The sequence below is a fragment of the Butyrivibrio sp. CB08 genome (genome assembly GCF_003625485.1).
Lineage (GTDB): Bacteria > Bacillota > Clostridia > Lachnospirales > Lachnospiraceae > Butyrivibrio.
In genome coordinates, this window is the sequence record NZ_RAIR01000006.1 from 94,828 (window position 1) to 119,279 (window position 24,452).

Genomic DNA, 24,452 nt, shown 5'->3' on the forward strand with positions numbered 1-24,452 from the left:
ATGCGATAGTAGCTTAGTTGGTAAAGCGCCACCTTGCCAAGGTGGAGACCGCGGGTTCGAGCCCCGTCTATCGCTTATTTTTTTGCCATTTTTCAGATTCGTTCATCCACAAAAATAAACAATAAAAAACTGGGCACGGGATAATCTCTCGTGCCCAGTTTCATTTTGTTTAAACTATCACAGCTTGGTCTCCTGCTTCTTGGTGAATGCGTCTACAACACCAGCGGCATTTAACATTCCAAGCTCATCATCTGAAAGAACCTGAATATCATCTGAATATCTGGACTCAACGTCCTTTATGATAGATGCAAGCTTATCATTTGGCTCATATTTCTGATAATCAAACAATCTTGATAATTTCTTTTCCATAGAAGCAACCTCCATTTTGTAAGCATCGTTCATTTGCTTTCAATCTTTTATACGAACGACAAGGATATGTGGCAAAAAAATTTATAACATATCTCTTAGTCTTCCCAAAGCCTCTCTGTGCCTTAACTTGACAACGCCATATGAGAGGTTCATCTTAACAGCTATATCCTGAAGGGTAAGTCCCTTGTAATACCTGAGGACGATTATATCCATCTGTTCCTGCGGGAGCCTACTCAGCGCATCTGCAAGAATCTCCAGGTTCTCGTTATTTAATACCTCATCCTCAATGGAGCTTCCCTCGTCGGTAAGATCCTCTGGGATCTCTGAATGTATGTGATTAGTTCTGTAAAAATCTATGACCGTGTTGCTGGTCATGGAATAGATCCATGTTGAAAGGCTTGCCTTGGATTCATCGTAGGTATCAAGCTTACTGTAGATCTTAACAAAGATATCGCTTGTGATATCCTCAGCATCCTCCGGTGAATTGACGTGATTTCTCACATAGCCAAAAACCTTGTCTCTGTACTGGGTATAGATTTCTTCTTTAGTCAGCATACTTATGTCCACCCTCTCCGAAAATAAGATACTAATCACCTATAATTATACCTTAATTACTCCACTTGCTAAAGAGCAGATTATCAAATATAATATTTTGGCAACCACAGATTTCGGGGCGTGGCTCAGCTTGGTAGAGCGCTGCGTTCGGGACGCAGAGGTCGCGTGTTCGAATCACGTCGCCCCGATTTCGATTCTTTTAAGAGTATGGAGTCTTCCATGTTGTTTAATTCCCTGGAATTTGTATTGTTCCTGCCCATAGCGTTCTGCTTGTACTGGCTCAGTACAGATAAGATCCGATGGATAGTTCTGCTAGTCATCGATTGGTATTTCTATTTATCCTTATGTCCAAAGTTTTTCCCATTACTACTTTTTATAACTTTTATTAGCTGGATCTTTGCAATAATGATGGACAGGCAAAAGACTTCTTCTAAGAACAAGTCTTTGTACCTTATCTGTTCTATCCTTATCTGCTTTTCTTTCCTGTTCTTTTTCAAGTATTTTAATTTCGCTTCTGAAATTGCTTCAGGTATCGCAGGGGCTGTGGGTCTTAACCTTCACCCTAAGACACTGGCAATAGCTCAGCCAGCTGGAATCTCTTTTTATACCTTTATGACTGTAAGCTACCTGGTGGATGTATATAAGGGCAAGATCAAGGCAGAGAGCAATTTTGCAAAGCTGTCTCTCTATGTCTCATTTTTCCCTCAGATCATAGCTGGACCTATAGGAAGGGCTCCGCAGCTTCTTGGGCAGTTCTTTGAGAAAAGAGATTTCGACGCCGCAAAGGCTGAAAGCGGCCTTCGCCTTATCATGTGGGGATATTTTAAAAAGCTCATCATCGCAGATTCTCTTTCAGCCTACGTTGATAGCATATATTCCTCAGTCTATGACTACTTTGGAATGACCTTTATCATCACTTCTCTTATGTACACCATGCAGATCTACTGCGACTTTTCCGGTTATTCAGACATCGCTATTGGTGTTGCAAGACTCTTTAATATCGATCTTATGGAGAACTTTAAGAGCCCCTATTTCTCAAGGTCTATTAAGGAATTCTGGTCCAGATGGCACATTTCCCTCTCCACATGGTTTAGGGATTACGTGTATATCCCTCTTGGAGGCAGCAGACACGGAGAGCTTAAAAAGAACCGAAACATCCTTCTCACCATGCTGGCAAGCGGCCTCTGGCACGGCGCAAACTGGACATTTATTGTCTGGGGCGGACTTCACGGAATATATCAGGTTATTGAAGGCCTCTTTTGGACAAGGTCTGGGGAAAAGAAAGATCGGCAGACGGGCGTTGCATCCAACGTCATCCACTGGGCTCTTACCTTCATTCTGGTTGATATAGCCTGGATCTTTTTCAGGGCAGACAATTTCTCAGACGCATTTTACGTTGTATCACATCTCCACAGTGGAGTGATCCTTCATTTTGCAGCTGCATGGACCAGGATGCTGACCGACTTTGGTATTACAGGCCTTGACCTCTTAAAGCTTACTGCTCCCGTGATTTTACTTGTGATCTACGACTTTATTTCGCTTAAAAAAGACATTTCTACTGAGTTTTCAAAGGTTCCTCTTCTGGTAAGATGGCCTATCTATATAGCCCTTACTGTCTGGGTAGTAACCACACAGCTTAACGGCGGAACCACTCAGAGCTTTATTTACTTTACGTTTTAAAAGGCAGGGTCAGGTATTCGTATGAAAAACTTTCTACTTAAGTGCATAGCTTTTTTCATAATCGTCGGCTTGATCTTTGCCATTCCGGCTTATGTTATCGACCCCTACAACGTGTTCCACGCTACAAATGTAAGGAATAACGGAGTCGAGCCCAACAAGCGCTACATCAAGATGCGCAATGTAATCAAGAATCCTGACAAGTATGATTCCTTATTATTCGGCTCTTCAAGAGTTGGCTATTTTGATGTATCCAAGATGAGTGACGGAAAGTGCTACGACATGTCCTATTCAGAGGGTCTTCCAGCTGAGCACCTTGAGGACCTTGAAATACTTATCTCAAAGGGTATTGTTCCAAAGAACGTTTATATCGGCCTTGATGACATAGCATATTTCGTTGACCCATCAAGTCACCAGAAAATGCTCTACAGAAAGGCTTATCCCTGGAATAAGAATCCCATCTCAAAGCTTAAATTCTACCTTGGATACTTTGATCTGATAACCATCAGCGAATCCCTTGAAGTATCTGGTGCTTTTACAGATAATGATCCGGATTTTGGTGGCAGACTCCTTGAAACAGGAACAGAAAGACTTGATATGCCCACAGGCTTTGATGAGAGCGACACCGCTCCAACCTGGTCTGATTACTATGCACCAAGGAAAGAAGTCTTTGAAGACATCGCAGCTATTAAAGCCCTTTGCGAAGAAAACAATATACACCTTGTCTTCTTTACAAATCCAATAAACATCTACACCTACGAAAAAGATGTGGAAAATGGCTACATAGATTTCCTCACAGAACTGGCAAACACTACTGACTATTATAATTTCAGCGGAATAAATGATATTACTACAGATATGTCTTACTACTACGAGACAAGTCACTTTAGTCCCGAAGTTGCTGACATGATGATTGCCTGCATGCTTGAAGGCGAAGCAGACCCCCAGTTAACAGAACAGGGCTTTGGCGTATATGTCACAAGCGAAAACACTGAAACACTTACCAAAACCCTGTATGAGCAGGCCGCAGCCCGCGGTATTTCTACTAATTCGTACTCAGGCAATTAAGCCTCACTGCTTTCTTCTGAAGCATCCTCTGAATCTACAGAAACGCTATCTGCCTCGGCAGTGGCGTTTTCTTTTGTTTCAGCGTTCTCTTCTGCTGGAGCGCTCTCCTCTTCGCCAAGCTTCTCCTCAGTAAGGTCCTCAAGGACGATCTTCATCATATCATCACTTGTAGGATTCTCCAGAGTCGCAATTCTTCTTGCCTGGTTTGTGATGATCTCCTCAAAGAGGTTTCTGACCTCTCTGGCATTGGCGAAATTGTCGATGTTCTGAATCTTCCTTGATGTGATAAGCGCCCTTATCTGGTGCTGAACTTCCTCTTCAACCTTGTAGTCGTACTTCTTGCAGTTCATGTTGAAGATCTCTTCAAGCTCGTCGATATTGTAATCCGGGAACTCAATGTACTTGTTGAAACGGGACTTAAGTCCAGGGTTACTCTCGATGAACTTCTTCATAGGATCTGTGTATCCCGCAACGATGACAACAAAATCATCTCTGTTATCTTCCATTGCCTTAAGAATTGTATCTATAGCTTCCTGACCGAAGGCGTCATCCTTCTGTGCCAGTGAATAAGCCTCATCGATAAAGAGCACTCCGCCCTTAGCCTTGGCGATCTGCTCCTGAGTCTTAATCGCAGTCTGTCCAACATATCCAGCTACAAGGCCTGATCTGTCAACTTCAACCAGCTGTCCCTTGGACAGTACTCCGATCTGCTTGTAGATCTGAGCGATGATCCTTGCTACAGTGGTCTTACCTGTTCCCGGGTTACCAGTAAATACCAGGTGGAGTGAAACCGGAACTGACTTAAGTCCCTGCTCCTGTCTGGCCTTCTGTACCTTAACAAAAGCTGTGAGCTCTTTTACATCTGACTTAATAGTTGAAAGGCCGATAAGCTTATCAAGGGTCTCCATTGGATCCTCTTCAGGCTCCTTGACCTCCTCTTCCTTGGGGGCGCTGACATTGCTGTCTTTAGCAAAAAGAGCTTTCGCTTCCTCAAGAGCCTCATTGGCATCCTGCATGGCGTCCTTCTTAGCTTCTGGCGCAGCTGCAGGCGCCGCCTGATCTACCGGCTTTTTCTCTCTTTCAAGTTCAGGAAAAGAGAAATCTCCTGACTTTGAGCTGCTTCCTGCTGAGAAAAAGTCCCCGTAGATTCCCCCGAGCAGATCCTTTTGCATATTTGTTATCTTTTCAAGTGTTTCAAGTTCCTTGTCTAAATCTCTTCCCATAACTACTCCAAAAAATTTCAATTTGTCATAACGACTATACCATTGTAAATCAAAGTACCACAAATAAAAAGAAAAAAATAACGGCACGCCGTATCTGGCGTACCGTTATCAGTATTTATCAGTCGTTTAAGAACCATCCGCTTCTTGACATGAATGTTCTGTTTAAAACAAGGGCATCTACGTTCTCTCCGATGATCTCGGAAGCCTTTGCCTTGTAAGGTGCAGCGCCTGCTGTGCCAAGGTTCTTGTAGAAGTCATATGCCATCTTGTTGCTGCCATCAAGGTTCTTAAGACCCTGAGCGATGTGGCTCTCCATCTCGTGAGCATCATCTATCTCTCTAAAGAGGATGAAGCTTGAGATGTATGGGTTGTTCTCAGCCATTGTGTATGCATATGTGATAGAAGCTGCCTGAGCATCCTCGCCAAAGCTTGATGTGTAACCGATCTCTGAAAGAGAGATATCCCTGACTGCACCGCTTGGAGCAAGGAATGATGGCTGGCACATATAGTCTGTAAGGATGTAAATGTTCTCCATTGTGATGTATGGAGTTGTAAGGCTTGTATTTACATACTGTGACTGCTGCTTCCATGCATATGGATCAAAGAGAGGTGCATTGTAAGGGTGAACTGAAAGACACCAGTCTACGTTACCCTCTCTGTTGATGTAATAGTTGAATCTGTCCAGATACTCCTTGGAAAGGAAGCATCCAGGATTTGACTTTCTGTTCCACTCCTGATCGAAGGAAGTGTAAATTCTTGCGTTGGCATTTACAGACTTGATCTCGTTGTAGAAGATACGGAAAGCCTTAACATACTCGCTGACATTGAGCTCAATGTTGGTTGAGTTGAGGTAGTACCACTCTGTTCTTGCGTTAACCTCGTTACCGATTACCCAGTTATCAATTGTTCCATAAGCTCCGCCTGAATATCTCTGAGCAAGGAAGGCTGCGATAGCCTTAAGGTGCTGTGTTCCTTCATCCTCGTCAGTGTTCATGGCATAACCAGGGCAAACATGATCATCTCTTGAAAGAGGATGAATAAGGTCTGCGCCAGCTTCTGTCTTGTTATTAAGGATTGTCATTGTAAGCTGGAAGTTGTTGATCGCACACCAGCGAACAAAGCCGTCATACTGATCAAGAGCTGCACCATTGAACTGATAAGGAATTCCATTATAGGTAAAGTCGATTGTTCTGCCATCAGGGCTTGGTCCAACAATGTCTCCCATGTACAGATTGTAAACGATCTGGGCTACTCCAAGATCCTTGAATGTCTCAGGATCTACTGAACCAGGAAGAATACCCTTCATTCCGTGGTCGTTTCTTGCTACTGTCTTTTTAGCAATAGCCTCAGGGTTTGTGATATAGTGCTCATCACTAACCTGCTGCATTGATCCGCCGCTCTTAACTGCTACCAGGAACTTCTTGCTAAGGTTTGATCCCTCCTGATAGTGATTTAAAGGGAATGTAAAGGTTGCTCTTGCTCCCTTCTCAGTTGTTGCCACGATTGTTCCTACACAGCCGTCCTGATATACTTCATCAGCATAAAGATAATATTTTCCATCATCTGATGATGGAACGTTCTTGGCTGATACATTTACAACAACATCAGTTCCAGAGATGACGCATGAGTCGATGCTTACAACTCTGCCTGCTGCCTCTGCAACTGCTCCCCTGTTGTCTGTTACTAATCCTGTTACTTTACTGGAAAATGCCACAGTTGCAACAACCATGACTCCTGCCAGTAACTTTTTCACTACTCTCATTTTCTCCACAACAAACCTCCACTTGATCCACTTATGCGCTATGAACCGCATCAGTGAAACTATTTAGTGCCTCTGCATCTTTTGCAGAAAGAGCACTTTTAATGGTTAGTACATTCTCAAGAATATTCACGTTCTTAAGATTTGTCAATTTTTCTGACATCATCTTGCCAGTGACAGGTGCCCATGTTCCGTTCTGAGCCAGGGCAAATACTCTGTTCTGAACTCCAAGAGCGATCATGTCATTAATGAATCCCTCCATTGGTGGATAAATTCCGCCGTTATAGGTTGGGCACATGAGGACGATCTTTTTAGTCCTCCACACTTCACCTATCAGATAGGATACATCAGTCCCGGACACATCAAAGACTTTAACGCCCTCTTCACCCTTCTCCCGCAGGGATGCAGCCACAGCTTCTGCTGCGCTGGCTGTATGTCCATACAGACTGCCATACACTACTATAACACCATCTGACTCAGATTCATAGGTGCTCCATTTCTGATATTTTTCTAAAATTACGTTCAGATCCTTTCTCCACACTGGCCCGTGAAGTGGAAGGATCATCTGAATATCAAGGCCTGCTGCCTTTTTGAGAGCTGCCTGAACCTGAACGCCATACTTTCCAACTATGTTAGCATAATATCTTCTTGAATGCTCAAGAAAGTCCTTCTCAAAATCGTACTCATCGGCGAAAAGCCCGCCATCAAGGGCTCCGAAGGTTCCAAATGCATCTGCAGACAAAAGAGCTTTCGACGCACTGTCATAAGCAAACAAAACCTCAGGCCAGTGAACCATAGGTGCAGATACGAAGTTAAAAGTATGAGCTCCTGTTGAAAGGCTGTCCCCCTCCTTAACCTCAAGCTTGTTATAGTCCCTGGACTCAGGGAAGAACTGCTCCATAAACACGAAGGTCTGCTTACCGCCTACTACTGTCACATCAGGGAAAAGAGCTGTTACCTTATCGATAAGTGAGCAGTGGTCCGGCTCCATATGAAGAACCACAAGGTAGTCAAGCTTTCTTCCAGAAAGGGCTGTCTTTAAATTCTCCATATACTGATCTGCAACAGTTACGTCTGCAGTGTCGAAAACCGCTGTCTTTTCATCATCGATAAAATAGCTGTTATAAGATACTCCCTCTGGAATTGGGAAGATATTCTCAAATCTCTCAAGTCTTCTGTCGCTTCCGCCAATCCAGTAAATTCCCTCAGTTACTTTTTTTACATTATTCAAGTCTCTTTCCTCCTGGTTTTATTGTTTGAATTCCAAAATAGTTCTCTCAACTATCTTAATGTCGATAGGTTTTGAAACATGGGCATTCATTCCCGCATCAAATGCCAGCTGAACGTCGTCTGCATAGGCGTTGGCTGTCATGGCGATGATAGGAATCCTCTGAGACCAGTCTGTGTCCAATGCTCTGATAGCCGCTGCAGCCTCATATCCGTTCATTATAGGCATCTGGATATCCATAAGGATCATGTCGTAGTCGCCTTCATTGGCGGCCTTGAACATCTCAACAACTTCCTGACCATTGACGCCTCTTGTAACCTGTGCACCCTCCATGTTCATAAGCTCTATAAGGATATCTGCGTTGATATCATTATCCTCTGCTGCAAGGAACTTCATGCCCTCAAGAGGATTCTTTTCCTCCTGCGCAGTGTTTGTTCCTGCACGGCTGCTGATATCTTCGATGAGCTGCTTGAAGGTTGATACGAAGAATGGCTTCTGCATCAGGTCGTTGGCGCCTGCTGCCCTTATCTCATCCTCAACTGCCGAGAAATCATCAACCATGGCAATAATAAGGACATTGTTCCTCTTGTCCTTGGCTCTGATGTTCTTGATGATCTCAGCGGCATTCATGTTACCAACTGTCTCATCTACCATGATAACATCAAATGGCTGATTTTCGCCCTCACAGATATCAATAAGATGTAGTGCTCCAAATCCTGTTGGAGACTCCATAACCTCCACACTGTCATTCTCAAGAAGGTTGGCGATCTTTTCGCACTCGTAGTGGTTAGCATCAACAAAGAGAACTCTCTTGATTCCATGGGAGATCCAGAAATCACCGTAGCTGCTGTCTGCCACTTTAAGTCTAAGGTTTACAATAAACTCACTTCCCTTGCCCTCTTCACTTTCTACGCGGATAGTTCCGCCCATAAGCTCAACAAGGCTCTTAGTGATGGCCATACCAAGTCCTGTTCCCTGGATACCCTTGGTCTCGCCCTTCTCTTCTCTTGTGAAGGCATCAAAGATCTTATCCTTATACTCAGGCTTCATTCCGATTCCGTTGTCCTTAATAGTGAACTTAAGGTTTGAGAAGCCCTCAGAAGCAGTAGGAGCCTCGCTTATCCTAAACTCGATCTTACCGCCCTCTGGCGTATACTTGACCGCATTTCCAAGAATATTTACCAGGATCTCATTGATCCTCTGCTTGTCACCCATGAACATATCATGTTCCATCTCTTCAAGACGAACCGTATATTCCTGGTTCTTGGCCTTGGCCTGGAAGCTGATGACTGAGTTTATCTCCTCTAAAAGAAGTCCCATGGCCATCTCACTGATATCAAGGGTGGTCTTGCCACTCTCAATCTTACTCATATCAAGTACATCGTTAAGAAGCGCCAGCAGGTTCTGGGATGCCAGTGAAATCTTGTGGGTGTACTCTCTTACCTTCTCTGGCTCCTGGGCGTGCTTGTCTATCAGGAGATTAAAGCCTGTGATGGCATTCATAGGAGTCCTGAAGTCATGGGACATATTTGCAAGGAAGCTTGTCTTTGCCTTGTTAGCAGTCTCAGCTGAATTGAGTGCTTCCTGAAGAGTGTGATTTCTTCGGATCTCAAGAGTTCTGTCGTAGAGAGCGATGGCCAGCCTCTTTCCTCCATCATCAAAAGTACATATGATTACTCCACGATAATACAGATGTTCATCAGTCTTGACGTTCCTGAACCTGATCTCCTCTAAGATCTGAACCTCGCCTGTTGTAAGGGCTGTAGTAATGGCTTCGCCAAGTTTTCTATCTTCGCCCTCACGCTGAGCTTTTTCAAGGGTTCTTATGTCAGCCTTAAGCTCCTCAAGTGGCAGTCCAAGAACTTTTTCTGCATTGGCTGTAATAAAGCTTGCCTCATAGGAATCCTCATTGACAACAGCGAGGATATCGTTGTTTCTCTCAACAACGAAATCAAAGAGCCACTCTCTGTAATGGATGTCGTTCTCCTTAAGAGCCAGCTGCTCTTTATTCATCCTGTCAATCTCAAGCACCATGTTGCTCAGAGTATCTGCCATATCCTTCATGGATGCTGACAGCATACTGATCTCATCATTTCCGGTGTCGTTATTCTCAACACCAAAATACCCGTTCTTGATCTCGTTGGCCATGTTGTTGATAGCCCCGATCCTTGAACACAGGCTGTCTGAAATCTTTGTTCCAAGGAAAAGAGATATCAAAAATAGCACAAGGGCAATGACAAGGACAGAAAACAGAATCCTGAAAACATCAGATGTGATCTCGACCTTGTCCACGTAGTAGTATAATATCCAGCCATTAGACATCCTGGCTGAGGGAACAATAAAGTAGTTCTTTTGCTCCTCAAACTCAACGACCTCACCGGTCTGGATCCGTTCCATGATCTCTCTGTCAAGTCTGGCATCTGTTATTTGGTCGTGGGTAACCACATCTCCGTTTCCATCAAGTATCACTAGTCCGTTATCCAGGTAGCTGCTCTGGTTAACTATAGAAAAGAAGGATTCGTTTCTGACCTTAAGAACGATCATTCCAATTCTCTTTGATGATGTTGCCGAATCCAGAAGGGCTTTTACGAGGTAAACACCGCCATTTCCATCCACCATCCAGTTGGTGCCATATTCTGTATCTGTATACTCGTACCAGGCTTTTTCCTGATCAGTTTCTGGCTGCATAAGGAAATCACCCATATGCTTGTCTTCAATGATATGGGAATAGATAACGATGGATTCGATGTTTGTATCACTACTGAGGTAATACCATATGAGCGGTTCAATGTTATCGTTAAGTTCATCAGTCAGAGTAAAGGGATCCGCATGGACCCTCTCCAGCGCTTTTCTGAAGGAATCCTCATAGGAAAAGAACTTTACAACATCATTTTCTCTTTTGGCATTGTTTTCAATACCATAAGCGATAACTTCAGCATTTCCGATCATGGATATCCTGGTCTGCTCAATAAGGTTGTTCTTCGCAACGATATAGGCATACACACCAAGGATAACGATGGGGATGATAATGAGTACCGCCATCATTGCTATGAGCTTGGTTCTTATACTTCCAAGTTTTTTCTTTCTCTCATTCTGCTCCATCTGACACCTCTATTACTGTGGTCTAAGGATCTCGTTAACCCGCTTATCTACTTTTTCAAGGGCCTGGTCTGTGGTCTGCTTTCCAAGTATCACCTTCTGCAGCTCTTTTCCCAGCTGATAGTGAATAGGTCCATTTAGGTCTGATCCCCAGTCCATCCATGGAGAATAGATAAGACCCTGCTCCCTGCACTCTGTAAGTCCCGCATACACATCGCTGTTCTCAAACTGCGTATATTTCAGATATGTCTGACTCCCTGGTCTGTCCTGCCACAGTGCATACTGTCCTGCCGGTGTTGAAAGAGAAGTCAGTACTTTTTTTGCTTCGTTATAGTTTGGAGAATTGACATTGAGGGCGAGGCCCACATCACATCCTCCAATCATTGCCTTAAGCCTTCCCCTTTTACCATAGAAGGGAAGTGTTCCCATGTTCATATCAGGTCTCATCCTGATAATGGCATTGTAGGTTTCCGGGCCTCCAACAATCATAGCCGCTTTACCACTTGCAAATTCCTCAAGGGCAGTAAGGTTGTCTACGGTGTACATCTCTTTTGTGAACACCTTGTGCTCTATCAGCACTTCCCACTCATCAAGGAAGGGTTCAAACTCCTCGGTAAATGTAGTCCTTCCGTACTGAAGCCTTCCGCCAAAGCCGCTTCCTCTGTCAGTACAGAAGTAATCGGCAGAAACCAGAGCAAGGGCACTGTTAGAAAGAGCATAAGGATTTTTTAAGCTTACTGCCAGTGGCTTGATCTTTTTTACTATCCTTAAATTGTCACAGGATCCAATAAACGTATCAAAAGAATAGGGTACAATGACGCCCTTCTCCCTAAAAAGATCCTTGTTGTAGTAGATGCATTCAAACTGGGAGGTGTTTGGCACCGCATAGATAGCATTTCCATAGTCAAAAGACCTTTTGGCCTCCTCAGTGAATCCGGTAGTAATGTCAGTTACATTGGCTATATACCTTGTTCTGGCATGTTTTTCTACCATTTCCTGATCCATGAAGATGATGTCAGGTGCACCTTTATAGGAAAGCTGAGCATCTATAATGGGCTCATAGTTGCTCTTGTCGATATAAACGTATTCAAATGTGTATTCTGGAAATTGTCTGGCAAGATATGCCTGTAGATTAGCAAGGTCATATTCCTGATACCAGGAGGCAATCCTAATGACTGGCCGATCCTGTTCAATAATACCTTCCAAGCCTGTTATTTCTTTTACGGCTCTAATGTCAGCTTTTTCTTCCTCTGACGCCGCAAATACAAGGTCCGCCTCTGAAAAACTCTTTTCAGAAAGCGCACCTGTGATCATTATTATTAAGAAAACGATGGAAATAAAGATATTTCGAAGCCTTTTACTCTTCATATGTCCCTCGTAAGAATAGCCGTAATGCTTATCTCACCAATATCTTCTTTATTTCCCCAACATAGACCATGTGAAACTCATCGTCTTTGTAAAACTCGTCTAATATCCCCTTTTCCACAATGCCATCCTTGGAAAACTCCTTGCCATAAAGGAGCTTGGCTGTAATGACAGTGTCTGCCTCGTCGATAAACGGAATGCCTTCGTAGTAATTAACGTTAAGTCTGGCTCCCGCTATCTTGTCCTCATCGCGACCTGAGACCGCCTCAATATATTTCATGGCGCCCCTGTATTCCTGATTGTTGATATAACTGATTGAAAACTCCCCAGAAGCTTCTACGTATTCCCTGGTAAATCTCTTACCGCGAAGGAAAATGTAGACAACTCTCCTGTTCCACAGGTATCCGACTCCCCCGAAAGTAGCTACACCAGTGTTGACCTTGTCCCCATTGCCTGCAGTTACAAGCATTTTAAGGCCGGTAAATGTGAATGGTCCCTCATCCACTTCAACTGGATCAACTGGCTGAAAAACGTGCATAGATACCTCCTTATATTACGGATGACAAAAGCTTAAAAATCCCTGATCGTATCCTCTTCTGTCAATCCGGTATTTTCAATTTTTGTTATCGTTACGTCGTAACTAATTTGGTCGCTCACTTTAATAGTAACACGGTCTCCTACCCTATGTCCAAGTAATTGTTTGCCAAGGGGAGACTCAATGCTGATGAGACCCTTTAAGGAATTCTTGCGCATGGTAGTAACAATCTTGTAGGTTTCTATAGAACCGTCATCCTCCATCCTTAAGGTTACGGTCTTGTTCATTCCCACTTCATCTTCCTGGGCATCGTCATCTATAACTCTCGCAGTCTTTATCATCCTCTCCAAAAACCTTATCCTGCTCTCATTCTGGTTCTTGGCCTTTTTTGCTGCGTAATATTCAAAGTTTTCGGACAGATCTCCCTGAGCCCTTGCTTCCTTAACGTGCTCAAGCAGTTCCTTTCTCACGACCACCTTGCGGTGCTCGATCTCTTTTTCCATATCCTCGATATCTTTTTTAGTTAGTTCGTTGTTCATGTTATGCTCCTAAATTTCTAAAAGAAAAAGGGTAAAGCCATTGGCTCTACCCTTTGTATAAACTCTCTTGCAAATATCAAGCCTTGCCAACTGATCCGAAGAGTTCCATCTTCTCTTTAACTGTTGCCTTGATTGCCTCAGCACCAGGAGCGAGAAGCTTACGAGGATCAAATCCCTTGCCCTCAAGATCCTTGCCTGCCTCAACATACTTACGTGTTGCGTCTGCGAATGAGAGCTGGCACTCTGTATTAACGTTGATCTTGGAAACACCAAGTGTGATTGCCTTCTTGATCATGTCTGCTGGGATACCTGTGCCGCCATGAAGAACGAGAGGCATAGCACCTGTCTTCTGCTGGATAGCATCAAGAACGTCGAATCTAAGTCCTGGCCATCCCTCTGGATACTTACCATGGATGTTACCAATACCAGCTGCAAGCATATCAACACCGAGGTCTGCAATTCTCTTGCACTCGTCTGGATCTGCGCACTCGCCCATTCCAACAACGCCGTCTTCCTCACCGCCGATTGAACCAACCTCAGCCTCGATTGAAAGGCCAAGAGCATGTGATACGTTAACGAGCTCAGATGTCTTAGCTACGTTCTCTTCGATATCATAGTGTGATCCATCGAACATGATAGATGTGAAACCAGCCTTGATGCACTTGTAGCATCCTTCGTATGTACCGTGGTCAAGGTGAAGTGCTACTGGAACTGTGATTCCAAGGCTCTCATCCATAGCCTTAACCATAGCTGCAACTGTGCCAAAACCTGTCATGTACTTACCAGCGCCCTCAGAAACACCAAGGATTACAGGAGAGTTGAGCTCCTGTGCTGTAAGAAGAATAGACTTTGTCCACTCAAGGTTGTTAATGTTGAACTGACCAACTGCGTAGTGGCCTTCTTTTGCTTTTACAAGCATGTCTTTTGCGGATACTAACATTTTGATTCTCCCCTTTACTATAGTTTTTGATGGTTAAACCCATTATATACTTGCTTTTATTAGGTGTAAAGGCACTAGAACTCGATTACGTTGTCTGACCAGAACTCGTCATCCGTTACAGCAGCGAAGCTGTTGAACCTCAGGACATATCCGGTATTTCTTGACATTGTAAGGCTGAGTATGCCGTCACTTACTGTCTTGGTTGTAATAGTTGAATCAAATCCTGTGGCATCAGTTACAATGAGCTGCCTGAGCTTTGCATCTCTTGGAATTCCCAATGGCCATACCTGAATATCCCTTGTAACCTCAAAACCGTTGTTGTTGATCGCAACTATGACCGCCGCGGTTCTATTGAATCTTCCGTAAACAATAATGTTGTTTTCTGCGAAAAGTTCTCGAATAGAACCTTTAATGAGCTCAGGGCAGGCTTTGTGGATCCTTATCATCTCCTTATGGAAACGGATCATCTCCTTGTCCTCCTGGCCCCATGGGTAGGTACGCCTGTTGTCAGGATCAGTAAAGCCGCAAAGTCCGGCTTCATCTCCATAATATATCGTAGGTGCTCCAGGCCATGTCATCTGAACCATAACAGCCTGTCTCATCTGATATTTCTTGATTCCGGTATCTGAAGAGCCTCTGACCATGGAATCTGCTCTTCCAACCTTCTGATTGGTCCTTGTAAGGAATCTTGAATGGTCATGGTTTGAAAGCTCATTCATTGCTGTATAAAGAGAAGGCATTGTGAAGTTCTCGCCGCCTTGATAGAGCATGGTGTCAAAGAACTCTCTGGCATTTCCAACTCGCAATGGCTTAAACTCGTCGCTGTGCTTCTCCATACCAGTGAGGAACCAGGTAAGAGGCTCCATGAAGGCGTCGTAGTTCATCACTGTGTCCCACTCATCGCCCATAAGCCAGTCTCTTGCTGGTCCGTAGTGCTCAGCAAGGATTATGGCATCAGGCTTAGCCTTTTTGACTTCCTGCCTGAACCTCTTCCAGAATTTGTGGTTGTACTCTGGAGAATGTCCCAGGTCAGCAGCCACGTCAAGACGCCATCCATCGGCGTTATAGGGCTCTGAAACCCATTTTTTACCGATCTGGATTATATAGTCCTCAAGGTCCTTGGAACCTTCGTAGTTGAGCTTTGGCAGGGTGTCATATCCCCACCATCCATCGTAATTTCCGTTATATGGCCAGTTGCCGCCTGTAAAAGAGAAATATGATCTGTAGGGGCTGCTTTCTGAAACATAAGCACCCTTCTCGTAGCCCTTGGCATCCTCATAGATTCTCTCTCTGTCCAGCCACTTGTTAAATGAACCGCAGTGGTTGAATACGCCGTCAAGGATTACCCTGATATCTCTTGCGTGAGCCTCTGAAACGAGCTTTGCAAAAAGCATGTCGCTGGCTTCAAGGTTCTTTTTGCTGGTTACTCTCTTGATATAGCGCTCTGCGCGCTTGTTGTTCTTTTCATACTGAGGAAGAATATCTCCTCCATCCTCAACGATCTTACCAAAGTGAGGGTCTATGTGGTCATAGTCCTGTGTGTCGTACTTGTGTGATGATGGTGAAACAAAGATAGGATTTAAGTAGATAACATCAACGCCAAGGTCATGAAGATAATCCAGTTTGTCTATTACTCCTTGGAGGTCTCCGCCATAAAAATCTCCAAAATCCCTCCTGGCATCAGGATATTCCTCCCAGTTTTCGACAAGGCGGGCTGCCATACCATTGTATGAATACTCCCCTGAATAGACGTCGTTACTCTTGTCGCCGTTACAGAATCTGTCCACAAAGATCTGATACATTACTGCGCCTTTAGCCCAGTCTGGTGTGGAAAAACCAGGTACTACCACGAACTTCATGCTCTCCATAAGGCTGCCTACAGCGCCTCGCTTGTCGAAGTAACTAAAGCTCTCGTCTTTTCCTGTGATCTCAAAGTGGTATCTGAAAGGATCTTTTCCGATGTTGACAGAAATATCGTAATAATCGAAACCGCCTTCGGTCTCGCTAAGTTTCATCTTCCTTCTCTCATTTCCAAACACCAAAACTACCTGCGCAGCGTCATTGTGTGCACATCTGAATCTGAAATCTGTGATTCGGAAGGCATCTGGCTCCGCAGGACGAAGGTAATCCAGTGTCATGTCATGGAAGAACGCGTTTGTGTTCATAGGTCTAGGTCGTCCTTAAATATTTATTAATAGCAAAAAAGACAGCGGGTAAGCTGTCTTTTTAGAGAAGGTATTTCTTTCTTATGGGGTATAGCAAAAAACTATATAATGTATTGGGGGGTTACGCATATTATACTAACATCACCCCAACCCCGCGTAAAGACTAATACTTCACAAATTTGTCAAAAACAGCTCGTTGTTTTTGTGAAAATTGCACAATCAAATGGACACTTCAACATCCTCTGTGATGTCATGTCCTTCGAAAAGGGCTTCAAACTCCTCCCTGCCAATCTTCTCTTTTTCTATCAGAAGATCAGCACTGGCGTGGAGAACATCCTCATACTGCAGAATGATCTCTTTTGCCTTTGCATAGCACTTCTCGATGATGGTTCTGACTTCCTTATCGATCTCACCAGCCACCAGCTCAGAATGTTTCTTGCTGTGGGAGATGTCATAACCGATAAATACGTCCTCTTCGTTGTCGTCGTAGCTGACTACACCGATATTATCTGACATTCCGTACTTGGTAACCATGCTTCTGGCTTCCTGTGTGGCCTTCCTGATATCACTGGAAGCACCGGTTGTAATGTCGCCAAATATGATCTCTTCTGCAATCCTTCCCCCAAGGGAGACCATAATATCCTGAAGCATCTTGCGTTTTGTAAGGAACATCTCATCCTTTTCCGGAAGAGGCATTGTGTAGCCTGCTGCCCCAAGACCAGTTGGGATGATGGAAATTGTATGTACCGGGCCTACATCTGGAAGAACATGGAACAAAATAGCATGTCCTGTCTCGTGGTAAGCTGTAATCTTCTTTTCTTTGTCGGAAATGATCCTGCTGTGCTTCTCAGTTCCGATTCCAACCTGGATGAACGCCTTATTGATGTCATCCTGCTTGATGAACTGTCTGTCAGCTATAGCCGCGTTAATGGCTGATTCATTGAGAAGGTTCTCAAGGTCAGCTCCCGTAAATCCGGCTGTTGTCTGAGCTACCTGCTTGATGTCTACGTCCTCAGCAAGCGGCTTATTCCTTGCATGAACGTTGAGGATCTCCTCTCTTCCGCCTACATCAGGTCTTGATACAGTGATCTTTCTGTCAAATCTTCCAGGTCTTAAAATAGCCGGATCAAGGATATCTACTCTGTTGGTGGCTGCCATGACAATGATTCCCTCATTGACACCAAAGCCGTCCATCTCAACAAGCATCTGGTTAAGAGTCTGCTCTCTCTCGTCGTGTCCGCCACCCATACCGGTTCCGCGGCGTCTTGCCACAGCATCGATCTCATCGATAAATACGATACAGGGAGAGTTCTTTTTCGCCTCAGCAAAGAGATCTCTTACTCTTGATGCGCCGACACCGACAAACATCTCTACGAAATCTGAACCTGAAATACTAAAGAATGGTACTCCAGCTTCTCCAGCTACCGCTCTCGCCAAAAGAGTTTTACCGGTTCCTGGTGCACCCTCAAGAAGGACACCCTTTGGAATCCTTGCACCAACCTTGGTGAATTTCTCAGGGTCCTTTAAGAATTCTATGATCTCTGACAGCTGCTCTTTTTCTTCCTTAAGACCAGCTACGTCATTAAGTGTGATCTTGTTCTCTTCTCCAGTGGACATCTTGGCTCTGCTCTTGCCAAAATTCATCATCCTGCTGTTTCCAGAGCCCGCATTCTGGGCATTGGAAAACATGGAGAACACAAATACCATGACAATAAGTCCGACGATGATTGGAATAATTCCATTTATCAGGACATTCTCCGTGGGAACGTCCTTGACTTCCACGTTTACTCCATTAGTAATAAGATATGTCTCGATAGCTGCCACATCTGTTGAATAGAAGACAACGTCGTCGCTTCCATCACTAAAGCTGACTCTCACAGAACCTGTTGGAGTCTCGGCATTTGGCATGATCGCTACATATCTTACTCTCTGTGCTGCCACGTCGCTTTCAAGTGAACTTCTTGAATACAGAGTGTCCTTGTTGTTTACAAGCCCTCTTCCATACTCAAGTAGCACCACTGCTACCAGCAGCACTATTACAAATACAAAAATAGAATTATAATTCCTAGACCGATTCACGTTACGCGCAGTCCCCCTTTAACAATACTTCCCCTCGATATCAGTTAAACTCCACTACCCCAATGTATGGAAGGTTACGATATCTCTGATCATAATCAAGACCATATCCCACAACGAACTCGTCAGGGATCTCAAATCCTGTGTAGTCTACCTTAACGTCTGTAACTCTTCTCTCTGGCTTATCAAGCATTGTGCAGAGCTTGATGCTTGCTGGTCCTCTGTCACCGAGCATCTTGATAAGGTAAGAAAGAGTTCTGCCTGAATCAACGATATCCTCAACGATGATAACGTTCTTGTCCTTAAGTGGCTCGTCAAGGTCCTTAACGATCTTAACTACTCCGCTGGACTTGGTTGCGCTGCCATAGCTGGAAGCTGACATGAAATCCATGGTTACAGGAACAGTGATGCGCTTAGCAAGCTCACACATAAAGAAAACGCCACCCTTTAATACGCATACAAGGTGTACAGTCTGGCCAGCGTAGTCCTTGCTGATCTGGTCGCCCAGCTCCTTGATCCTCTTATCCACTTCTTCTTCAGAAAGCAATATTCTTACTGATTCAGCCATTATTTATTCCTCCATCATCGATTTTAATTTCCAAAATATATTTAGTAGCTTCACTGACCTTGCAGGAAGCACTTAAGCGATATCCCGGCACCCATAAAACGTGGCTGCCATCTGCAACGATCACCATCTCATCCCTCTCATCCTTAGGGATCTTGACGTCTGTCATGAACTTGGACAGGGGCTTTTTGCGATTGCCATCGCTGGTGTTGATACAGATATAGTCATCTCCTCTTCGAGTTCTAAAGGAAACTTCTTGTATTCTACCATAATCGAGCCATTTAGTATATGTCTCTGTGGGAACCTCTTTTACTTTATTGTAAGGAAAAACCGCCATTTTAACCCGCCCCAGTACTGGAACTGTAATTTCAGTTTCCTCATCCTGACTTAGGCTGACGCTTACCTCCTCGAAAGACTCTTTAGGGTTTCCTTTTTTCCCGATCTCAAGCCTGTCATAGGTCCTTTTTGCTACAAGTCCGTAGGGAAGATCTGCTATAGTCTGGCCATCTGTCCCATGTAGCAGTGATAATACCGCATCCACATGGACAGCTCCAATGTCTTTTCTGTTCCTTACAAGCTCTTCAAACATCATAAGAACAATGTTTTCCTGGATTATCTCCTTTTCAGTAAGAAGGTCACTTCTGTTAACAGACAGCTTATCCCCTGCAGAGCTCACTATCCTTTGGAATATCTCTTTTGCGTAGCCTCTTATAAATTCATCTGCCTTGTCAAAAGAGCTTGCGGCGCTTGCAAGATGCTCTACCGCCCTGTCATTTATCCTGTCCTCAAGTTCTGGAATGATCTGGTTTCTAAGATAATTCCTGGTGTGGATATCCTCAAGGTTAGTCTTATCTATGCAAAAAGAGATATCTCTTTTTCGAAGGAACTCCTCGATCTCCTGCCTGGTCACGCCAAGAAGCGGTCTTACAACATTTCCTCGTACCGGCCTTATGGCAGAAGCGCCGTGAAGTCCAGATCCCCGAAGGAGATTCATAAGAAGCGTCTCAGCCACGTCGTTTTGGTGATGGGCTACTGCGATATATGAAGCACCCACCTCATCAGCGTAGCTTTCAAAGGCTTCGTATCTTGCATATCGTCCAGCCTCTTCCTCGGTGAGGGACTTCTCTTTTGCCATCGAAGGGATGTCTACAGAAACGCTCTTAAAGGGAACGCCCTTATCTGCACAAAAAGCCCGGCAAAACTCCTCATCTTCCCCGGCTTCCTGCCTGATCATGTGGTTTAGGTGGATAGGAAAGATGCTGATCTTAAGAAGGTCCTTAAGGTCACAGAGGACTTCCATAAGGGCAACGGAGTCTGCGCCTCCGGAAAAGCCCACAACTACACGGCTTTCCTCTTGAAACATCCTATTTTTCTGTATGAAGTTTAGTACTTTTCTTGAAAATTCATCCATATCAGCATGTAAAAAGCGCAGACTAATACGTCCCCGTATCGATGTCTGCGCCAAGTGTCAAAAACAACTTAGTTATCCGTATTCTTGAAGATGATCTCTCCCGGATAAACCAGTCCCAGCTTTTCTTTCGCTGTGTCCTCTATGTATTTACGCGTCTCTGTGTACCTTTCGTACTCAGCTATCTCGTCGCTCCTTTGAGTCTCATACTCGATCTGCTCCTCAAGAGCCTGTTCCCTGGCCCGATACTCTCTTGCCTTTTGCATAAGGCCTATACTCTTGATGGATACTACAGTTACAAGTATAAGCACCACAATGCTGGCCCAGACAATACCTGCCCGGTTTTGGAAGCGACGCCTTTTATAACGTGCTCTGGTCGCCATATTATACCCCACTCACAATCCTATATCTTCTAATTTCATTGTAATACAGTGATTTTGACGCGTCAATCAGATGTACTTGTAGAGATTTGTTACATCTTCCTTGTGTATGGTCTCCTGAACATCGAGAACTTCTACGGATACGTCCTTGTTTCCAAAGCCAATGGTTATCTTGTCTCCAACCTTGACCTCTGCTGAAGCCTTGGCTGGTTTGCCATTTATCTGGACCCTTCCTGCGTCGCAGGCCTCATTGGCCACGGTCCTTCTCTTTATCAGTCTTGTTACTTTTAAATACTTATCCAGTCTCATTTGTTTAGTCTCCTGATGCGCTTGCTGTACTTGCAGCGTCACCAGCCTCTTCTTTCTTAGAATTGCCCTCTGTGCTCTCAGACCCTTCAGTGTGATTGGTGGAGCCTTCTGAGCTGTGATCTACGCTTGCATCCTCAGTGGGATCTTTTGAATCTTCAGTAGAAGCGTCCTCTGATGGCTCAGAATCACCACTTGGTGCTGAGATCTCTGCTGATGAAGCATCAACTGCTGAGTCGTCTTCCGACGCAGTATCTCCTGTTGATGCGGAATCTGCCGCAGATGAATCGTCTGAACTTGCAGATGAAGCGGAGGATGATGAAGAGCCGTCATCATCGTCAGTTTTATGCTTAACAAGATCAGGGAATGTATAGTTAAGGTCAACTTCGTCCTTATCTATGCTGATCCTGTAGCTCTTTGTTTCATAGCCTTCCTTTTTAAGGATAACTTCGTGTGTTCCAGAAATCTTGGTAACACTTGTAGGAATCATGCCAATATACGCGCCGTCAAAGTATAGCTCTGCGTCGTATGGCTTGTCAAAGTATATCTTGTAGCCCTCAATGACCTTGTTTCCAGGCTTCTCTGAAGCGGAGTTGTCGCTGATAGTAGCTGCTGTTGTGGCTGCTGATGCAGATGTCACTGATGAGCTGTTACTTGTGGTCTTGTCTTTGCTGCTCTTTGAAGAGCTGCTGTTTGAGTTGTCTGAGTCAGATTCGTACTCGGATGAGGAAGCCTCTGAAGAAGCGTCCTTATCTTTTTCCATCTCAATTGAGATCACTGACTTAGGGGTTCCGATCTTGAGATATTTATCCTGAGTCTTGTAGCCCTCTGCGATGATCTTGAGGTTATGATAGCCATATCTAATGGACTGTGGAGTTCCTGTAAGGACCTTCTCGCCATCAACAAACACTTCTGCAGTATCAGGGATGATCTCAAAAGTAACCAATCCCTCTTTGGGCTTAGTGATATTTACATTGCTGGTATCTACTACAGTCTCCTGATTCCTTGAAATGTTTACCTCAGATGTATAGTTGGCTCCATTTCCAAGGATCTGAAGGGTGTAATCTCCCTCTGGTGCGCTAAGGAGCATATTGGGAGAAATCTTATAGATAACCTCGTTGTCCAGCTCAATCCATGAGCCCACAAGGCTGTGGTCCTCGACAGTATCTGAGGAAAGGCTCACATATCCGTGGCCGCTGGTAACTACAACGCTGTAAATGTCTTTTCCAATGCCGCTTACTGTGACTCTGTCAGTTGAAAGAACGTCCTCAGCAAGTGCTACAGTGCCATCTGCCATAACAAGAGTCTTGGGATCTATCTTGTAGAGCTCGCCCTTGACCTTGGCTGTGCCATTGCCACGAACCAGCTCGTGTTCTCTTGTGTCCTCCACGATCCATGCCTCAGAAGAAACATTGAGAGAAGTGATGTGTTTGCTACTCTTTAAGAACTTCACATCAACTATCTGTCCCACCTCTAAAAGAGCTGCAGACAGCGCCGTACCTCTGATGTCGTAGATCATACTGGTATTGTCGTAGGACAATGTGTAGTTTTTGCCTGTTTTATGGTTTCTGAATCTGATCTGCTTTTTTACTGTATCTATGTCCCTTATGGCTGCTGTGTCAAAAGAGTCATACTTGCCTATAAGGGATACGCTGACCTTGTCTGCTTTCTCAGCGGCCCTTGATATGCTCTGGGGCGAAGATATCAGCATTGCTGCCACAAGCATGGCAGAGAGCGTTATTCTCAAAACCTTTCTAGTTCTAAACACCGTTTCCTCCAGTCAAGTCAGGTCCTTCATGTACTTAGTTCTTAGGCGCTCCGGCTCTAGCAAATAGTCTTTGGTATTTCTTGATGGGTCCTCTAAAACATCCATAAGCATGGCATTTAATATATCGCCCATCTGTTTGGAGGGCTTAACCCCCATTGATATAAGATCTTTTCCGTTAACTGCAAGGCTCTTTAGACTCACGCAGTCCTTACTGTCTAAGATCTGCTGATACACTGCTTTTGTTTCTTCGATGAGGGCGAGCTTCTCTTTCCTCATATAGTCGCTCTGGGCCATGGTATCTGCATATCTTATCTCAAACAAAAGAGGGAAATCCTGCTCCCCCACTCTGTTTATTGTCCGCCTTATTACCGGGGCTTCTGCAGGATACCTGTAATCGTGGTATCTTATGAGGTTGCACACCCTGTCCATGGTGTCTCTGTCGAACTTAAGGCGCTTCATGATCTCTTTTGCCATGTCTCGTCCAAGCTCTTCGTGGCCCTTGAAGTGGGCAACGCCCTCCTCATCTATCTTCATTGTAGCAGGTTTTCCAAAGTCATGCATCAGCATAGTAAGCCGCAAAAGCTTGTCGTTTCTGACGTTCTGCATAGCCACTATGGTGTGATCCCCCACGTTGTACATGTGGTGGATGTTTTGCTGCTGCGTCTCCATGCACCTGTCGAACTCTGGCAGGACAACTGCAGTGATACCAAGCTCATAGGCCAGCTTAAGTTTCTCCGGATGGTCCGATACAAGGAGCTTTATAAGCTCTGTCTGGATCCTCTCTGCGCTTATCTTTGTAAGGGTAGGCGCAAGCTCTTTTATGGCTTCAACTGTCTTTTCTTCTATGTCGTAGTCCAGCTGAGCCGCAAAACGAACAGCTCTCATGATACGAAGAGCGTCCTCTGAAAATCTTTCCTTTGGGTCTCCAACACAGCGTATTGTGTGGCTACCCAGGTCTTCTATTCCTCCAAACTTGTCAACCAGGCCCTCTTTATCATTGTAGGCCATGGCATTTATGGTAAAATCCCGTCGCCTCATGTCCTCCACAAGGTCTCTGGTAAAAGTAACTTCGCTGGGATGGCGGCTGTCCTCGTACTTGCCATCTATCCTGTAGGTTGTAACTTCGTATCCCTCTTTTCCCGCCATTATCGTGACGGTTCCGTGCTCTATTCCAGTATCTATGGTTCTTCTAAACAGTTGTTTTACTTGCATTGGAAGGGCGTTGGTAGTAATATCCCAATCCGAAGGCTCTTTTCCCAGGATCGCATCTCTAACACAACCACCAACGATATAGGCTTCATACCCCGCCTCGTGCAGGGTATTCAGTATCATCTTCGCGTTCTTTGGCATTTCTATCTTCATACCTTCATAATAGCCTAAAGACCTACATTTGTGAATAATTCACTAGGAATTTTATCGTTATGATA

Annotated in this window: 20 protein-coding genes and 2 tRNA genes; 4 read left to right on the top strand and 18 right to left on the bottom strand. The window is 44.6% G+C overall.

Annotated features, from left to right (window positions below; translation table 11 throughout):
- Positions 1-2: 2 nt before the first annotated feature.
- Positions 3-75, top strand: a tRNA-Gly gene (locus D6855_RS11575).
- 102 nt (positions 76-177) lie between these two features.
- Here the strand turns inward: D6855_RS11575 and D6855_RS11580 are convergent.
- Both D6855_RS11580 and D6855_RS11585 read right to left on the bottom strand, forming a co-directional pair.
- Positions 178-369 carry a hypothetical protein gene (locus D6855_RS11580; protein ID WP_120741213.1) on the bottom strand — a complete coding sequence of 64 codons (192 nt, stop codon included), beginning with the start codon at positions 367-369 and terminating at the stop codon, positions 178-180.
- A gap of 81 nt (positions 370-450) precedes the next feature.
- A complete protein-coding gene (locus D6855_RS11585) occupies positions 451-924 on the bottom strand; it encodes an RNA polymerase sigma factor (protein WP_120741215.1) in 474 nt (157 codons plus the stop codon).
- Between the two features lie 114 nt (positions 925-1,038).
- Between D6855_RS11585 and D6855_RS11590 the strand changes: the two genes are divergently transcribed.
- From D6855_RS11590 to D6855_RS11600, 3 genes are all read left to right on the top strand, one after another.
- Positions 1,039-1,112, top strand: a tRNA-Pro gene (locus tag D6855_RS11590).
- 217 nt (positions 1,113-1,329) lie between these two features.
- Positions 1,330-2,604 (top strand): MBOAT family O-acyltransferase, encoded by a 1,275-nt coding sequence (locus D6855_RS11595; protein WP_158589516.1) that lies wholly within the window; start codon positions 1,330-1,332, stop codon positions 2,602-2,604.
- 21 nt (positions 2,605-2,625) lie between these two features.
- Positions 2,626-3,669 carry a hypothetical protein gene (locus D6855_RS11600; protein ID WP_120741219.1) on the top strand — a complete coding sequence of 348 codons (1,044 nt, stop codon included), beginning with the start codon at positions 2,626-2,628 and terminating at the stop codon, positions 3,667-3,669.
- On the opposite strand, the gene D6855_RS11605 is transcribed toward D6855_RS11600, so the two are convergent.
- From D6855_RS11605 to D6855_RS11680, 16 genes are all read right to left on the bottom strand, one after another.
- Entirely contained in the window at positions 3,666-4,892 is a 1,227-nt protein-coding gene (locus D6855_RS11605) for an AAA family ATPase (protein WP_120741221.1), read from the bottom strand. The two genes, D6855_RS11600 and D6855_RS11605, sit on opposite strands and share 4 nt — an antisense overlap.
- A gap of 118 nt (positions 4,893-5,010) precedes the next feature.
- Positions 5,011-6,654, bottom strand: a complete 1,644-nt coding sequence (locus D6855_RS11610) for a DUF5722 domain-containing protein (protein WP_442861350.1) — start codon at positions 6,652-6,654, stop codon at positions 5,011-5,013.
- Positions 6,655-6,685: 31 nt separating this feature from the next.
- Positions 6,686-7,882, bottom strand: a complete 1,197-nt coding sequence (locus D6855_RS11615) for an FprA family A-type flavoprotein (protein WP_120741225.1) — start codon at positions 7,880-7,882, stop codon at positions 6,686-6,688.
- A gap of 18 nt (positions 7,883-7,900) precedes the next feature.
- Positions 7,901-10,981 carry a response regulator gene (locus D6855_RS11620; RefSeq protein WP_120741227.1) on the bottom strand — a complete coding sequence of 1,027 codons (3,081 nt, stop codon included), beginning with the start codon at positions 10,979-10,981 and terminating at the stop codon, positions 7,901-7,903.
- A 12-nt stretch (positions 10,982-10,993) separates the two neighbouring features.
- Complete coding sequence (locus tag D6855_RS11625) at positions 10,994-12,346, bottom strand: ABC transporter substrate-binding protein (protein ID WP_120741229.1); 1,353 nt, start codon at positions 12,344-12,346, stop codon at positions 10,994-10,996.
- A gap of 28 nt (positions 12,347-12,374) precedes the next feature.
- Entirely contained in the window at positions 12,375-12,881 is a 507-nt protein-coding gene (locus tag D6855_RS11630) for a flavin reductase (protein WP_120741231.1), read from the bottom strand.
- Between the two features lie 32 nt (positions 12,882-12,913).
- Entirely contained in the window at positions 12,914-13,417 is a 504-nt protein-coding gene (gene greA / locus D6855_RS11635; RefSeq protein ID WP_120741232.1) for a transcription elongation factor GreA, read from the bottom strand.
- Between the two features lie 76 nt (positions 13,418-13,493).
- On the bottom strand, positions 13,494-14,357 hold the full coding sequence (fba, locus tag D6855_RS11640) for a class II fructose-1,6-bisphosphate aldolase (protein WP_120741234.1): 864 nt from the start codon (positions 14,355-14,357) through the stop codon (positions 13,494-13,496).
- 74 nt (positions 14,358-14,431) lie between these two features.
- On the bottom strand, positions 14,432-16,522 hold the full coding sequence (locus D6855_RS11645) for an alpha-glycosidase (protein WP_120741236.1): 2,091 nt from the start codon (positions 16,520-16,522) through the stop codon (positions 14,432-14,434).
- A 219-nt stretch (positions 16,523-16,741) separates the two neighbouring features.
- Positions 16,742-18,601: an ATP-dependent zinc metalloprotease FtsH gene (gene ftsH, locus D6855_RS11650; protein WP_120741238.1), complete on the bottom strand. Its 1,860-nt coding sequence runs from the start codon at positions 18,599-18,601 to the stop codon at positions 16,742-16,744.
- Positions 18,602-18,641: 40 nt separating this feature from the next.
- Entirely contained in the window at positions 18,642-19,166 is a 525-nt protein-coding gene (hpt, locus tag D6855_RS11655) for a hypoxanthine phosphoribosyltransferase (RefSeq protein WP_120741240.1), read from the bottom strand.
- Positions 19,159-20,526, bottom strand: a complete 1,368-nt coding sequence (gene tilS, locus D6855_RS11660) for a tRNA lysidine(34) synthetase TilS (protein WP_158589517.1) — start codon at positions 20,524-20,526, stop codon at positions 19,159-19,161. The genes hpt and tilS overlap by 8 nt, the downstream gene beginning before the upstream one ends.
- A 116-nt stretch (positions 20,527-20,642) precedes the next feature.
- Positions 20,643-20,954, bottom strand: a complete 312-nt coding sequence (locus D6855_RS11665; protein ID WP_120741244.1) for an FtsB family cell division protein — start codon at positions 20,952-20,954, stop codon at positions 20,643-20,645.
- A 66-nt stretch (positions 20,955-21,020) separates the two neighbouring features.
- Positions 21,021-21,260, bottom strand: a complete 240-nt coding sequence (locus tag D6855_RS11670) for an RNA-binding S4 domain-containing protein (protein ID WP_120741246.1) — start codon at positions 21,258-21,260, stop codon at positions 21,021-21,023.
- Positions 21,261-21,264: 4 nt separating this feature from the next.
- A complete protein-coding gene (locus D6855_RS11675) occupies positions 21,265-23,025 on the bottom strand; it encodes a PEGA domain-containing protein (RefSeq protein ID WP_120741248.1) in 1,761 nt (586 codons plus the stop codon).
- A 12-nt stretch (positions 23,026-23,037) separates the two neighbouring features.
- Positions 23,038-24,387: a CCA tRNA nucleotidyltransferase gene (locus D6855_RS11680; RefSeq protein WP_120741250.1), complete on the bottom strand. Its 1,350-nt coding sequence runs from the start codon at positions 24,385-24,387 to the stop codon at positions 23,038-23,040.
- Positions 24,388-24,452: the final 65 nt, after the last annotated feature.

Bases quoted from the DNA above. Each gene is read 5' to 3' on its own strand.
- D6855_RS11580 (WP_120741213.1), bottom strand. From the start codon at position 369: ATGGAAAAGAAATTATCAAGATTGTTTGATTATCAGAAATATGAGCCA.
- D6855_RS11585 (WP_120741215.1), bottom strand. From the start codon at position 924: ATGCTGACTAAAGAAGAAATCTATACCCAGTACAGAGACAAGGTTTTT.
- D6855_RS11595 (WP_158589516.1), top strand. From the start codon at position 1,330: ATGATGGACAGGCAAAAGACTTCTTCTAAGAACAAGTCTTTGTACCTT.
- D6855_RS11600 (WP_120741219.1), top strand. From the start codon at position 2,626: ATGAAAAACTTTCTACTTAAGTGCATAGCTTTTTTCATAATCGTCGGC.
- D6855_RS11605 (WP_120741221.1), bottom strand. From the start codon at position 4,892: ATGGGAAGAGATTTAGACAAGGAACTTGAAACACTTGAAAAGATAACA.
- D6855_RS11610 (WP_442861350.1), bottom strand. From the start codon at position 6,654: ATGAGAGTAGTGAAAAAGTTACTGGCAGGAGTCATGGTTGTTGCAACT.
- D6855_RS11620 (WP_120741227.1), bottom strand. From the start codon at position 10,981: ATGGAGCAGAATGAGAGAAAGAAAAAACTTGGAAGTATAAGAACCAAG.
- D6855_RS11625 (WP_120741229.1), bottom strand. From the start codon at position 12,346: ATGAAGAGTAAAAGGCTTCGAAATATCTTTATTTCCATCGTTTTCTTA.
- D6855_RS11630 (WP_120741231.1), bottom strand. From the start codon at position 12,881: ATGCACGTTTTTCAGCCAGTTGATCCAGTTGAAGTGGATGAGGGACCA.
- greA (WP_120741232.1), bottom strand. From the start codon at position 13,417: ATGAACAACGAACTAACTAAAAAAGATATCGAGGATATGGAAAAAGAG.
- fba (WP_120741234.1), bottom strand. From the start codon at position 14,357: ATGTTAGTATCCGCAAAAGACATGCTTGTAAAAGCAAAAGAAGGCCAC.
- D6855_RS11645 (WP_120741236.1), bottom strand. From the start codon at position 16,522: ATGAACACAAACGCGTTCTTCCATGACATGACACTGGATTACCTTCGT.
- hpt (WP_120741240.1), bottom strand. From the start codon at position 19,166: ATGGCTGAATCAGTAAGAATATTGCTTTCTGAAGAAGAAGTGGATAAG.
- tilS (WP_158589517.1), bottom strand. From the start codon at position 20,526: ATGTTTCAAGAGGAAAGCCGTGTAGTTGTGGGCTTTTCCGGAGGCGCA.
- D6855_RS11665 (WP_120741244.1), bottom strand. From the start codon at position 20,954: ATGGCGACCAGAGCACGTTATAAAAGGCGTCGCTTCCAAAACCGGGCA.
- D6855_RS11670 (WP_120741246.1), bottom strand. From the start codon at position 21,260: ATGAGACTGGATAAGTATTTAAAAGTAACAAGACTGATAAAGAGAAGG.
- D6855_RS11680 (WP_120741250.1), bottom strand. From the start codon at position 24,387: ATGAAGATAGAAATGCCAAAGAACGCGAAGATGATACTGAATACCCTG.